We start from the raw sequence: 15,197 nt of genomic DNA, 5'->3' as shown, positions 1-15,197 counted from the left end.
AATAATATATACTGATAGTACTTTCATCATACAATAATGTTTTGTATATTTGCGATGTTATATAAATATGTTTAACAAACAACAATCTCTTAACTGATGATAAATATGAATAATATGAAAAGCATATATTTAATGCGTATACTTTCAATCGCAGCCATGTTGCTGTCGTTTGTTGTCACTGCCGACGCGCAGCGTGTGAGCAAGCGTTTCCCCGAGATAACTTTTTGGGATTATACATTCCGTGGTAAGGTAGACTCGGTGGACTGTATATATAACAAATGGGGCGAACTGTATATCTCAGGCTTCGACACCGACTGCAAGGGTACATTCTGGTTTGCCGGTGGCAATCCTCTGCGTGTGTCGTGCTTCAAGGGGACTAAGTTGCAGTGGCGGCGTGAGGTGTCCGACGGACTCACAAAATTAGCGTTGTTCCGTCTTCGTGGCGACAGCCTTTATATGGTCCATAACATGAAGCGTGAGCTGATAGTGATGAGTAAGGACGGCAGTGGCTCCGTACGCCACACAAAACTTCCTGTTGACAGCATAAAGGACGGCGTGATGCATGAAAGCCACTTTGTGCTCAAAAGCAACGAACTGAAGTATAAAATATTGGGCGATTACTACGAGCTGAGTTTCTTCAACTATGACGGGACGCTGCTATGGAAGGATACTGTAGATTATGAAATGATGAACAAACAGATGAGACCGGCACCTGATTATTATGATCAGAATACACGTGATGAATATGGCAGAAGAATAGCGGAATACATAAACCCGAACGTAGACTATAAGGGTAAGTTCTACAGCACGGATTTGTATACGAGGGGATTGACTTTCTACTTGAATACGGACATGGAAGGGAAGCCTATGATTAAGGAATACGAGTGGGGGAATCTGTTCGGTCTTACTTTAGATGACGAGTACTGGCCACATCCTGCATTTAACGATATGACTGACGGTATCGCCAGCACCGATTTCTGTGACTCAAGTATATTCAGGGGCACACACCTTTATTATATATTTTATCTTAATCCGCATTTCACCGTGCTTGACTTCGATATAGAAAAGATATTCCCCGAGTACGTGAAATGTTACAAGTATTCCATCACTTACTTGGGAGACAAGGAACTTCCGGAGGCAGTTGCCGAATAACAATGATATTAATATGAAAAACATCCGTTTAATGCGTATACTTTCAATCGTAGCCATGCTGCTGTCGTTCGGTGTCACTGCCGACGCGCAGCGTGTGAGCAACCGTTTCCCGGAGATAACTTTTTGGGATTATACGTTCCGTGGTAAGGCAGACTCGGTGGACTGTATATATAATAAAAAACTTGGTTTATATTTTACCGGTTTTGACACCGACGGCAAGGACACGTTCTTCTTTGCAGGCGGCAGTCCTCTGCGAGTGTCGTGCTTCAAGGGCAATAGGTTGCAGTGGCGACGTGAGGTGGCAGACGAACGGACCTGATGCTCTCTGTTCCGTATGCGCGGTGACAAAGTATATCTGGTTCATGACATGAAGCGGGAGCTGATAGTGATGATTAAGGAGGACGGATCTGTGCGTCATATAAAGCTTCCTGTGGACAGCATTGTTGGAGGATTTATGCATAATAACTATATCGTTCTCAGAAGCGACGAGGTTAAAAATAAAGATATGAGATTCAACTACGAGCTGAGTTTCTTCAACTATGAAGGTAGGCTGCTGTGGAAGGATACTGTTGACATATGTATGATAGAGCAATGCATGAAACCTGTGCCAGAATGTTGCTGCAATCCTAATGTGGCTTCGAGCTATGATTATAAAGGTATGTTTCATGGAACGGCATTGTATGAGAGTTTGTGGGAATTCACATTGAATCTGAGAGGACCGGACGATATGCCTACCATTAAGGAATATGACCTGAGTGATGATGTATATGAAGGAAAACTGTTCAATACGATAAATTTCACAGACCTGGAGGATGATGATTGTCATTTTGGATATTGGGATGGAAACATATATCGTGGGACACACCTGTATGAATTGACCGGACAATGGGATTCCGGCATACTCACGGTTATAGACTTCGATATAGAAAAGATGTTCCCGGAATATATGAGACATTATAAGAGGTGGGCAAAATACATAGGAGATAAGGAAATTAAGGATTTGGAAAAGTTGTTCCATAAAAATATAAGGTTATGAATATTGCAAGACTGTTTGCGGCATTTTTGCTGTTATCTGCTCCGTTGACGATGGCGGCGGGACAAAAGGATAGAATAGAACGTGAAGAATTGACAGTATCGTATAATGACAGCTCAGACACTTCATCCGAAGATATGAAATCTGGAGTTTTTTCAACTAACCAGTATATATGGGACAAGAAGAATAAAGAGCGTATAGAAGTGTGGACATTAGCGATTTTCCATAAGGACGGCAATAACTTCAATGATCTTAGAATAATANGCTTAAATTGTGTTTTAATGTAAACGACGGTCCTTCTAAAGAAAGAAGTATCTGTAAGTATAAGATAAAATACCGCAAGATGAAGGACAAATATAAGAACCGCATTCATGTGAACTGCCATAAAGGCTATGGCGTAGAATATGACAGTCGCGGCAATGTGATATATTTTGATTCAGAGGGAAAGCCGCATAAACGGGAATGACTCTCAATAATATATACTTAATAGTACTTGTAGCAAACAGTAATGTTTTTATGTATTTGCGATGTCCTATAAATATGTTTAACAAACAACAATCTCTTAACTGATGATAAATATGAATAATATGAAAAGCATATATTTAATGCGTACACTTTCAATAATAGCCATGTTGCTGTCGTTTGTCGTCACTGCCGACGCGCAGCGTGTGAGGAATGGTTTTCCCGAGATAACCCTTTGGGAATTTGCGTTTCGTGGTGACCCAAACTCAATAGACTGTATATATAACAAAAACAATAAAGAACTGTTTCTTTCCGGTTTTGATACCGACGACAAGGGCACGTTCTGGTTTGCCGGTGGCAGTCCTCTGCGTGTGTCGTGCTTCAAAGGAACAAAACTGCAGTGGCGGCGTGAGGTGTCTGCGGAGAGCACGAAGTTAGCGTTGTTCCGCCTTTGCGGCGACAGCCTTTATCTGGCTCATGACATGAACCGGGAGCTGATAGTTTTGAGCAAGGACGGCAACGGCACTGTGCGCCATACATAACTTCCTGTGGACAGCATAGAGCACGGTGTGATGCATGAGAAATACTTTGTGCTGAGAAGCAACGAGTTGAAGTATAACGGATGGAGGAATCATTTTGAGCTGACTTTCTTCAATTATGACGGGTCACTGATGTTAAGGGACACTGTAAGCCGTGAGATGGTGGAAAAATACATGAGACCCGCTCCAGACTATCATTACCAGAACACCCGTGAAAGAAACAATCCCGGAATCGCGAGAAAAGTATACACACATTATGATTATAAAGGTATGTTTTATGGCATGCCATTATACGAGAGCGGATTCAAGTTTTATCTGAATACTGCAGGAGAAGACGGGGAGCCGATGTCTCGAAGTTATAGTATTGAGGATATATTTGATGTGGACGGACCGGAGCGTGCATGGCCTGTGGAAGCTATTACAGACAGAACGTTTGACGAGTACCATTTCACTCTGCCGGAGTCGAGCGTGCTTCGCGGGACACATCTTTATGAAATGTATTATCAGCGTTCCGGTGTTTTCACTGTGATAGACTTCGATGTAGAAAAGATTTTCCCCGAGTATGTGGAAAACTATAAGAAATCTGACGATTACTTGGGAGACAAGGAACTTCCTGACATAAGAGAATCATTATAAATGATAAATACACTTGCATCATACAATAATGTTTTGTATATTTGCGATGTCAATCAAATGAACAGTCTTACCGGATTGCAGATAATGAAGAATGATATTAAAGACTTTTTCAGACCCTTACGGCAGCCAATGGATAAAGATCCGTTGCTGCTATTCCTTATTATATTGATGGGTACATTTATAATACTTATATCATGTGTATGTGAGTCATTACCTGTAATATTGCTGCTTTCACTGTCTGTGTTTACCGTTACAGTACTGCTTTACTGCTTTATAAAAAACAATAAACGGCAATCGTGAAAACATAGTAGTATAAATCTTGAATACCATAACATATACCATGTGCAAACATTGTGATGTCAGATATAAAAACACTTTGGGCGTTTCATTGACTGTTTTCAAAAAGACCAACAATTGATAGAAACGATACGGGAGAGGAACGCTGCCTTATCGCTTTTTCTGTATAAATAACACGACACCGGAGCCATAGCACGAGCTTATTTCCGTACCGTTATACCAATGCTACGGAAATAACGAAAAAGATTAATGATATTTAACTATTTATCCCTTAAATAATGCTTTGTATTAACATCGTTAAATTATTTTTTCTTTACTTTTACCACACACAACGGCTGCGGATGTGAGGAGGAAGCCGATGAAAAAGGCAAATACAGCGGTAGACATGTGCGAATTTATCATACATAAATTTGTGAAAGACGAGATCTTTACCGATGAAAATTATGCCGTCACCTCCAACCGACAAGCATTGTATACAGACAATCAGACAACCTACGAGACGACAAAATGAACAATTATATAGTACTGAGTAAGATGAATGATGTATTTCATAAATCCGCCGTTCCATGAAAGCGGTTATGTGAACATATGCATATTTTTATTCACTTAATAAAAAAAACAGTGCCAACGGGCGCAATGAGAGCTTGCTCTCAAATTGCCGAGTGCAGCCTGTTTTATATAAAAAGGAAAGGAGGTAAGCCGTAGATATCACAGCAAAAGAGCAAATACAATGAAAAAATATATTCAAACCTAAATCGGTAATCAGTCTTAACCTGTGTCTTGTAATGCCGTCATGCAGAGAGAGTCCCGCTCTTGTTGAAGAGATGGCGGGGAGCACCTGGAATGAACGGTAAACAATATGACGGCGGCAGTTCGTAAGAGGGATGATGAGCTTGCAGCCAGACGAAAATGCACTATTAACGTTATAACATACCGACAGAGGTTTAATTAAAATCAACCACATCACTGAAACCAACACCTTTTAATACAAATGTTATGAACAAACAGTTATTGGGAATTAAGAAAACGATTCTTAATATACATAAGCTTATGCTGCCTGTTCTACTGACTGCCATCTCGGCAACAGCCTATGGAGCCGGACACAAGACATTGCAGACGGGCATCGGTAAGCCATACGCATATGCGGCTGTAGAAAAACACAATTACCTTACAGCCGTGAACGGGACAAACATAGCCACGCTTCGCGGCAATGCGGTAAGCGGAAACATCGCAAACGACAATAATGTGAGCGTGAACGGACAGGTGACCGACGCCGCGACAGGCGAACCGGTCATAGGCGCAAGCGTTATAGTGAAGGGCACGCAGACGGGAGGTCATACAGACACAGAGGGACGGTTCGCATTCTCCGCTCCCGCCGGAAGCACACTTGTCATCTCATATATAGGATATAAGAGCATAGAGGTGAAAGCCGGACAGAACATGCACATCAGCATATCTGAGGACAAGAGACAGTTGGGAGAGATTGTCGTAGTGGGATACGGAACGGTGAAGAAAGCCAACCTCACCGGTGCGGTTTCCGCCATAAAGAGCGAGGACATCGTCACCACAAAGAACGAGAACGTGGAGAACATGCTCACCGGAAAGATTGCCGGAGTGCGCGTGGTGCAGAACACGGCGGAGCCGGGCGAGTTCAACAACAGTTTCGACATACGAGGCATGGGCAGTCCGCTTGTCATCGTGGACGGCGTACCGCGCGACAACATGAGCCGGATAGACTCCCACGACATCGAAAGCATATCGATACTGAAAGACGCCTCGGCTGCCATATATGGCGTGAGAGCCGCCAACGGCGTGGTGCTCATCACTACAAAACGCGGAAAGGCTGGTGAGCTGGACCTTGAGTATAACGGAAACTTCGGTCTGCAATATCCCACCGGATCGCCGAAATCGGCTCTTGCCGCCGACGCCATGACCATACTCAATGAGAAAAAGATGCATAACGTGAACGGAGGAAGCCTACGTTTCAGCGACGAGGAGATAGCCGCCTACCGCAACGGAACCAAAAAGTCTACCGACTGGTACGGTGTCATAATGAAAGGCGGAGTCCCCCAGACCGACCACAACATCAGTCTCAGCGGAGGCACTGACAAGATTCACTTCTATACATCGCTCGGCTATCAGTACCAGCAGTCGTTCATAAGGAGCGGCGACGTAAACTATGACAAGTTCAACATGCGTGCCAATGTGACGGCGAAACCTTTCCGCAATCTCACAGTCGAGGCAAGCATGTCGGGAATAATGGAGACAAACAACAAGAGCAATTACGACACACACTGGATAATACGCTGTATGCAGCGTTCCCCATCATACTTTCCGGTGTTCGCCAACGACAACCCCGATTATCTGTATGACACCCGCGTGGACGACAATCCTTATGCCCAGGCACACGCAAAATATGTGGGGTCAAGGCAGTATAAGACAAAGTGGATGCAGAACTCGGCGTCAGCCACATGGGAAATACCTTGGGTGAAGGGTCTTAACATCAAAGGAATGTTCAGCTACGACTATAAGGAGAACAACAACAAGACTTACTGGAACCAGTTCTACACCTACACCTACGACGAGGCGAGCGACACTTACAACGGCACGTCGCACAACGGTCCCAACCGCATACGCCGTCAGGCATACTTCAACGAGGCGTTTCTCTATCAGGTCTCGCTCGGATTCAAACGTCTTTTCGCGGACGCACACAACGTGGACGCCATATTCCTTGTGGAGGGACGCGACCGTAAGGGAGACAACTTCTATGCCCAGCGCAATCTGTCGATGCCTATAGAATATCTCTTCGCGGGTGACTCAAAAGACCAGCAGGGCGGCATGAACAGCGGACAGAATGATGTCTTCCATCTCACAAACCTGTCTTACATAGGCCGTCTGAGCTATGACTATCTTTCCAAATATCTGTTTGAGTTCAGTTTCCGCTACGACGGCTCGTCCATGTTCGCTGCCGGACACAGATGGGGATTCTTCCCCGCCGCGTCGGCAGGATGGCGTGTCTCTGAGGAGAAATTCTGGAAAGAGTCGTCACTTGGCTTCATCAACAATTTCAAGATAAGGGCTTCATACGGAAAGCTCGGTGACGATACTGCTGCCGCATATCAGTACATCACGGGCTACAGCTATCCTGCCGGAGGCGACAACAACCGTCTTCCAGGAGGATATGTGTTTGACGGGGCTTTTGTGAACGCAAGCAAGAGCAAAGGCATTGCCAACCGGGAGATAACATGGTACACCGCAAAGACACTCGACATCGGTGTGGACCTTGAGATGTGGAACGGCATGCTGGGATTCACGTTCGACTTCTTCAACCGCATGCGCGACGGACTGCTCGCCACACGTGCTACAAGCCTTCCGGTGACAGTAGGTACAGACCTGCCGCAGGAGAACATCAACAGCGACAAGACCACAGGCTTCGAACTGGAACTGCGCCACCGCAACACCGTAAGAGACTTCAGATATCAGATAGCGGCAAACGTGTCTTTCACACGTACGAAACTGCGTCACCAGGAGCACGGAGCCTACGGCAACTCATACGACGAATGGCTCAATAGCAGGGAGAACCGTTATTCCGACATATGGTGGGGATACGGCAAGGGAGGCAGATACGGCTCATATGAGGATATAGCGAACTCGCCTGTATATGCCGGACGTGAGACGCTGCCGGGCGACTACATATATGAGGACTGGAACGGTGACGGCATCAAGAGCGACCTCGACCGCCATCCTGTAGCGTACAACGGTGTGCCTAAGGTGAACTTCGGTATAAACATGTCGGCGCAATGGCGCGGGGTCGACATCAACGCCCTTTTCCAGGGTGCTTTGAAAAAGTCTGTCAGCTATGTGGAGATTCTTGCCGAGCCTGCATGGGGTGACGACAACTCCGGAACACTCGACTATTTCCTCGACCGCTGGCATCCTGCCGACACCCACGCCAACCCCTACAACACCAACACGGAGTGGATAAAGGGTGAGTATGCCTACAGCGGAACGGTTGCCGACGGCAGCTCGCTGTTCAGGATATTCAACACCAACTACATGCGCCTGAAAAGCGTCGAGATAGGATACACCTTGCCTGAGAGCGTCACAAAACTCGCGGGCATACGCAGCATCCGCGTTTATGTCAACGGATACAATCTGCTGACGTTCTGCAACATGAAGTATATCGACCCTGAGCATACGAGCGACAACTGGGGATGCTCTTATCCTCTCAACAAGTCGTTCAATTTCGGAGTAAACGTGAAATTCTAAACAAACAGTAAATACTCAAATATGAAAAAGATAAACAAAACCCTCGTCGGAGTAGTCTCGCTCTTTTGTCTGACAGCATGCACCGACCTTGACGTGCCGCCGCTGAACATCGTCAACGACAAACAGATTCTCGGTTCGGAGGGAGGAGTGAAAAGTTATATGGCGCGTGTATATGGCGAAATGCCGATTGAAGACTTCAGATACAGCCCTGAATATCTCTACAACCATTTCTGGGTGCTGCGCGTGCCGGCAGGACTTACAGGCGAGGCTCTGTGCCGGGAGTGGAACGGTGCCGCTACCGAAAACACCGTGGCAAACAACACAAACACCTTCGGCAATCAGTACAGACTGATACATGAGCTCAACTACTTCATTGAAAACATCGGCGGTTATGCCGGAAAGTTCAAGGAAGGGCAGACCGACAGATGGAAAGGTGAGATGTATGCCATACGTGCGCTCACTTATTATCAGATGGTGAAGAGGTTCGGAGGCGTGCCGATAATAAACGATGTAATAGATCCGGTGGGAAAGCGTACCAATGAGATAAACAGCCCGCGCAATTCTGAGGAGGAGTGCTGGAGACAGATCGCTGCCGACTTCGACAAGGCTATAGAACTGTTGCCCGAGAAAGAGGAGCAGCGCGGACGCATCAACAAGTATGTGGCAGCCGGACTGAAGGCAAGGGCTATGGTGCATGCCGGGTCGATAGCAAAATACAATGAGGTGAGCTATTTCGACCCGAACACCGGAAAGCGCGTATGCGGAATGGACAAGAGCCTTGCCGGGGATTTCTTCAAGCAGGCATACAATGCCGCAAAAATGGTTGAGGGACATTATTCGCTCTACATGGACGAGTGGAAAGAGGGCGACGCCGTGGCGCAGTATAACAATTTCATGCACATCTTCACCAATGCGGGCAATCCCGAGATAATGCTTGCGCGCGAATACACCTATCCTGAGAGCGTGCACGGATACAACGCCTACAACGTGCCTCACCAGCTGCGCGGAGGAAACGGCTACTCGGCGGAGACCTGCCCTACGCTCGACTTCGTTGAGATGTTCGACGGACTGCCTAAAGACTCCAAGGGGCATCTTGACGTGTACAACAGCGACAACACATATAAGTTGTACGGTAGTCCCATGGACCTGTTTGCCGGAGCCGAGCCGCGTCTGCGCGCCACCGTCGTGTTCCCCGGCGATGTGATGAACGGGGAGACTGTCGAGATATGGCGCGGCATCTACACCGCTCCCGACGCTGCCGGTGGCAGGATAAGTCGTCTCACGTCCGACGGTGAGACACGCGCCTACCAGAACATACCCGAGGTGGAGCGTAAGATTGTCTATTCTTCCAACGACACGCAGACTCCTTACACTCTTCATGACGGCACTGTGATGAATCCGGCTGGACGCAGCGGATACTTCACTGGCTCGGGCGACTGCGCACTCTCCGGATTCACCATACGCAAGTATATAAGTGAGAAGCTCACCGACGAGAACAGACTGGAGAACCACGACACCGACCCTTGGATGGAACTGCGCTACGCCGAGGTACTTCTCGTGCGTGCCGAGGCTGCGGCTGAGCTCGCGTCTTTGGGCGACAATTCGTTTATGGCGGATGCCGGGAAGTGTATAGACATGATCAGGCGACGCGCAGGAGCGTCCCTTCTCTCTGATGCCGAGAAAGCCGATGCGGCGTCACTCATACAGGCAGTACGCAAGGAACGGCGCAAGGAACTCGCCTTCGAGAACAAGACGTGGTGGGACCTGAAACGCTGGCGCATCATTGAAAAGGAACAGAACAACAGACGCTGGCGGGTGCTCATGCCATTCTATGCCGACTATGCAGGCAAATGGTTCTTCGACACGAGGCTCGACGAGGGCAACCGTGTCTACACCTTCGACACGCGCTGGTACTATCAGGAAATACCGTCTGACGCCATATCGTCAAGCAACAATCTTATAATACAGAACCCCGGTTATTAATTCATTAAGAAATAACGATTATGAGAAAACTTTTTTATATATTTGTGGCTGTGACATGTCTCACCTCATGCGAGCTCGACGACTACGACGCACCGGAGGAGACTTTCACCGGAGCGTTTGTAGACAAAGCCACAGGTGAGCCCATACAGACTGAGACAGGAGACAACGGCATACAGCTCTATATGTATGAGACAAGCTATAAGGAAAACCCCACTCCATGGAAGTTCACCGCAATGCAGGACGGAACGTTCAGAAACACACGTGTCTTCAAAGCCACATACACCGTCTTGCCTTACGGACCGTTCGTGCCTCTCACAGAGACAGCCGCCGACGGAACGCTCACAAAGGACGAGCGTCTGAAAGACTTCAGGATATCCGGCAAAACCGTGCATCAGTTCAAGGTGGAGCCGTTCCTGCGGATAAAGGTCGTGGGAGAGCCGGTGGTGAAGGACAACCGCATATCCGTCACCGTGCGCATTGAGCGCGGCACGTCCGACCCACGCTATCAGCAGGACTGCACCGACGTGGTGCTCTTCGCCAACAACTCAAGCACATATGTTGGCAACAACAATTACGACAGCCGCATATCCACCTTCGTCAGGGGCGATGAGGCTAAGAACGCCGTCGGACACGACATCACTCTTACTACCGACGATGTGAACAAGGCTAACGGCACTCACCAGAAGTATTACGTAAGAGTGGGAGCGAGGACCGGTTTCAGGACTAACGGTGTGAGCCGGTACAACTACACCGCGCCTCTCACGGTTTATGTCCCTTGAACAGAAACGAACGTGTGATTAAAGTAAAAATATAAGTGTTTTTAAAAAAATGTTTTTTTTGAAGAACGGGATGCGTCGTGATGATGCGTCCCGTTGTTTTTTTTATCAGTCCGCACCTGTCACAAGGCTTTCACCCTATCCCGTGCCGGTGCCATACGGTTTTTATTCTTTTCGCCTGTAATACGCGGCTTTCCACACCTGTCAGAAACCGAAGGCTGCATGGCGGCGGCAGTGTCGGGGATGGACGCGGATTCGGCAATCAGATGGAGAAAAACGCCTTGGCAGTCTGTTTGCCGGTCAGTGTCTTATGTTCGCAAATATACCAATAAGTCACAACATTGTTACAAGACAAAAATACGGTTTCACGGCTTTACTTGAAAAAATAATACAGCGGCTGTGACATCTCATGAGCAAATTATCTTACCGTTATACCAATGCTACAGAAATAACGAAAAAGATTAATGATATTTAACTATTTATCCCTTAAATAATGCTTTGGTTAACATCGTTAAATTATTTTTTTCTTTACTTTTACCACGCACAACGGTTACGGAGACTGTAATGTCGGACCGTGATAAAACCGTTTCGTGCGCATTGTCTTATCCCGGATAGAGTCGTGGAATGCAAATTACGCAGCGGGAAAGAGACAATATTTAAAGAATAAGATAACTGAAAACATTGAAGCATTATGAAATCCTTATCATTACCGAAAGCTCCTTCCTGACAAACAGAACACTTTTTCAGAAAACCGTCATATCCCCATGCCGTCATTACATGACCGGCATCTGGGAGTGAAACCAATATTACCACTCACTTTATAAACAAATCTTTATTTTTATGGAACACCATTCAAGTAAGAAAAGTATCCTGCCTGCCAACAGACGTCTGTCGCAGTTGGCTACGGGAGCAACGCTTGTATGCGCAATGCTCGCTGCCAATGCGGCTTCGTCAGATGCTTTTGCAGGCAGCCTGAAAAATTCTGTCGTGCAGACGGCGCAGCAGAAGAAAGAGATAAAAGGTCGTGTCACCGACCGCAATGGTGAGCCGCTCATAGGCGTCACCATTGCCGAGAAAGGCACGCAGAACCGTGCTATAACCGATGTGGACGGCTACTACACCATCAATGTGGAGTCGGCGGCTCCGGTCCTCGAAGTGTCGTATGTGGGTTACACCGCAAAGTCCGTGGCTGTGAACAACCGCTCCGACATAGACATCACCCTTGAGGAAGACCTCAAGACTCTGGGCGAGGTTGTGGTGCAGGGCTTCGGTCTCGCACAGAAGAAAGAGTCGCTCACGGGAGCCATCTCGAGCATAGGCGACAAGGACATATCGCGTACTCTGGCAACCACCACCTCGGGAGCCCTTGTGGGAAAGATTGCCGGAATAAACAGCCGTCAGGCAGACGGACGCCCGGGAGCGAGCACATCGCTGCAGATACGCAACATGGGCACTCCTCTCTACGTCATAGACGGTATAGTGAAAGATGAGGGACAGTTCAACAACCTCGACGTGAACGACATCGAGCAGGTGAGTGTGCTGAAGGACGCCTCCGCAGCCCTCTACGGTGTGCGCGCCGCCAACGGTGTGGTGGTCGTGACAACCAAGCACGGCAGGGTGAACGACAAGCCGTCCATTCAGGTGAACGGCTACTACGGTTGGCAGAACAACTCGCGTATGGCGAAGCCTGCCGACATAGGCACATACATGCGTGCCTACACGGCGGCGCAGACCGTTCAGGGAGCCGACCTCACTTATTCGAGGGAAGACTACGCCAAGTGGATGCGGGGAAAGGAAGACGGCTACCGTCCGTTCGACTGGTACAAGTACATCTGGGTGACCTCTCCGCAGACCTATATCAACGTGAACACATCGGGAGGTTCTGAGAAGATAAACTATTACTTCTCCCTCGGACACCTCAAGCAGGACGCCGCCATACGCAACTACGGAGGGTTCTCGCGTACCAACGTGCAGATGAGCGTGGACGCCAGGATAACAAAGAAATTCACTGTGGGAGCGTCTATGAACGGACGCATAGAGACGCGCCAGCAGCCCGGAGTGCCCGGAGGCGACGACTACTGGCTGCCGCAGTTCGCCGTCTACCGCAACCTTCCCACCAAGCGGCCCTTCGCCAACGACAACCCTAAATATCCGCAGAAGGTGTCGTCGGAGGCTGACACCAACTTCGGACTGCTCAACTACACCATGTCGGGCAAGTTCAAGGAGAGGTGGCGCGTGGCTCAGCTCAACGCGCACGCCGACTACGAGTTCCTGCCCGGACTCAAGGCGCAGTGGCTCGTGGGCTACTATCTGGCTTACCAGCAGCTCAACAACCACGAGTACACATGGAAGCTCTACGGCTATGACAAGGAAAACGACAGCTACTATGTCACCGACGAGATGAACAACCCGTGGCGCGAGCGTCGTCTCGGACATAAGGAGGAGCTCACGTCCAACCTCCGTCTCACATACGACAAGACCTTCGGACAGCACCACGTGGCTGCCGTCATAGGTCTGGACGCATCCAAGCTGCGCGCTCCTTCCACATGGGTACACGCCCAACCGGCAGCCAACTCGATGGAGCTTATCTACACCACCTCGATGGACGAGTATCAGGACACCGGCGACAACACCGAGACCCGTCTCGGATGGATAGGACGTCTCAACTACGACTTCGCCGGAAAATACCTCGTCGAGTTCACTGTCCGCCGAGACGGAGCGTGGAAGTGGGCTCCCGGCCACCGTTGGGGAACATTCCCCGCAGGGTCTGTGGGATGGCGCATCTCTGAGGAGGACTTCTGGAGAGACAGCAAGCTGGGCTCCATCTTCAACGACCTGAAGATACGCGCCTCCTACGGTGTCGTGGGCGACGACAACATTGACGCCAACGTCTACAGGGCTTACGACTATATGAGCGGCTACAACTACAATCAGGGAGGCACCGCCATCGACGGCAAGTATGTCATCGGCTCGAAGGCGCGCGCGCTGCCTGCCACCACCTTCACGTGGATGAAGGCTCACATTCTCGACATCGGTATAGACTACGCCTTCTTCGGACAGCGTCTCACCGGTTCGCTCGACTACTTCAGCCGCAAGCGTACGGGTCTGCCCGCAAGCCGTTATGACGTGCTCATCCCTGTCGAGGTGGGATTCAGCCTGCCGCAGGAGAACCTCAATTCCGACGTGCGCCGCGGTTTCGACGGTGCCATCCGCTGGTCTGACAAGTATCGTGACGTGAACTATTCGGTAGGTTTCAACTTCACCTATGCGCGCCGCTACAACTGGGAACAGTACAAGCCGCGTTTCAGCAACTCATGGGATGAGTACCGCAACTCGGCATGGCACCGCTATGCCGGAATATTCTGGGGATACAAGAGCGACGGACAGTTCCAGTCGTGGGAGGAGATAGCCAACTGGCCAGTGGACAACGACCAGAAGGGTAACCGCACATTGCGTCCCGGCGACATAAAGTATAAGGACCTCAACGGCGACGGTGTGATAAACGACATGGACCTCCGTCCCATAGGTTATACCACCGACAACACGCCAAACTTCAACTACGGCATCAACCTCGCCATGCAGTGGCGCGGCTTCGACGTGGCTCTCGACTTCACAGGCGGCAGCGGCATGGGCTTCAACCCCAACTGGGAGCAGAAGCTTCCGTTCCACGACGGAGGAAACAACCCGCAGTACTACCTGAGCGACACATGGAGCCTGAGCGACATCTACGACGCCGGAAGCAAGCTCACCAGAGGCAAGTACCCCATGCCTCTCATCGGCAACAGCTCTCACAGCAACTATTGGAACAGCGACTTCTGGTTTGTCAACGTGAGCTACATCAAGCTGCGCAACTTCGAGGTGGGCTATACCTTCCCTGCCAAGTGGCTGTCGTTCATGAAGGCGCAGTCGCTGCGCGTATACTGCTCCGGCACCAACGTGTTCGTCATCACCAACAAGCCGGGATACGATCCTGAAGGCACCACCGACAGCGGTCTGCAGTATCCTACAACGCGCGTTATAAACATCGGTTTCAATCTCACATTCTAAAGC

General features: G+C 49.0%; 9 protein-coding genes. All 9 read left to right on the top strand.

What is annotated here, in order from left to right; all coding sequences use genetic code 11:
- Positions 1-132: 132 nt before the first annotated feature.
- The 9 genes from BN4609_RS11645 to BN4609_RS11595 all read left to right on the top strand — a co-directional run bounded on the left by BN4609_RS11645 (position 133) and on the right by BN4609_RS11595 (position 15,194).
- Positions 133-1,152 (top strand): hypothetical protein, encoded by a 1,020-nt coding sequence (locus BN4609_RS11645; RefSeq protein ID WP_164071672.1) that lies wholly within the window; start codon positions 133-135, stop codon positions 1,150-1,152.
- A 31-nt stretch (positions 1,153-1,183) separates the two neighbouring features.
- Positions 1,184-1,471 (top strand): hypothetical protein, encoded by a 288-nt coding sequence (locus BN4609_RS11640; RefSeq protein WP_068856816.1) that lies wholly within the window; start codon positions 1,184-1,186, stop codon positions 1,469-1,471.
- A gap of 111 nt (positions 1,472-1,582) precedes the next feature.
- Positions 1,583-2,188 carry a hypothetical protein gene (locus BN4609_RS11635; RefSeq protein ID WP_164071671.1) on the top strand — a complete coding sequence of 202 codons (606 nt, stop codon included), beginning with the start codon at positions 1,583-1,585 and terminating at the stop codon, positions 2,186-2,188.
- A 602-nt stretch (positions 2,189-2,790) separates the two neighbouring features.
- On the top strand, positions 2,791-3,189 hold the full coding sequence (locus tag BN4609_RS11625; protein WP_164071670.1) for a hypothetical protein: 399 nt from the start codon (positions 2,791-2,793) through the stop codon (positions 3,187-3,189).
- Between the two features lie 6 nt (positions 3,190-3,195).
- Positions 3,196-3,822 carry a hypothetical protein gene (locus tag BN4609_RS11620; RefSeq protein ID WP_068856812.1) on the top strand — a complete coding sequence of 209 codons (627 nt, stop codon included), beginning with the start codon at positions 3,196-3,198 and terminating at the stop codon, positions 3,820-3,822.
- Positions 3,823-5,115: 1,293 nt separating this feature from the next.
- Positions 5,116-8,388 (top strand): SusC/RagA family TonB-linked outer membrane protein, encoded by a 3,273-nt coding sequence (locus tag BN4609_RS11610; protein WP_084791575.1) that lies wholly within the window; start codon positions 5,116-5,118, stop codon positions 8,386-8,388.
- A 21-nt stretch (positions 8,389-8,409) separates the two neighbouring features.
- On the top strand, positions 8,410-10,371 hold the full coding sequence (locus tag BN4609_RS11605) for a RagB/SusD family nutrient uptake outer membrane protein (RefSeq protein ID WP_068856810.1): 1,962 nt from the start codon (positions 8,410-8,412) through the stop codon (positions 10,369-10,371).
- Positions 10,372-10,391: 20 nt separating this feature from the next.
- Entirely contained in the window at positions 10,392-11,150 is a 759-nt protein-coding gene (locus BN4609_RS11600) for a DUF3823 domain-containing protein (RefSeq protein WP_068856809.1), read from the top strand.
- A gap of 837 nt (positions 11,151-11,987) precedes the next feature.
- Entirely contained in the window at positions 11,988-15,194 is a 3,207-nt protein-coding gene (locus BN4609_RS11595) for a SusC/RagA family TonB-linked outer membrane protein (RefSeq protein WP_084791572.1), read from the top strand.
- Positions 15,195-15,197: the final 3 nt, after the last annotated feature.

Origin of the sequence: Leyella lascolaii (assembly GCF_900079775.1) — a bacterium.
Taxonomy (GTDB): Bacteria; Bacteroidota; Bacteroidia; order Bacteroidales; family Bacteroidaceae; genus Prevotella; species Prevotella lascolaii.
The sequence above is the reverse complement of the archived record's forward strand: the minus strand, read 5'-3'. Positions and strand labels throughout refer to the sequence as shown.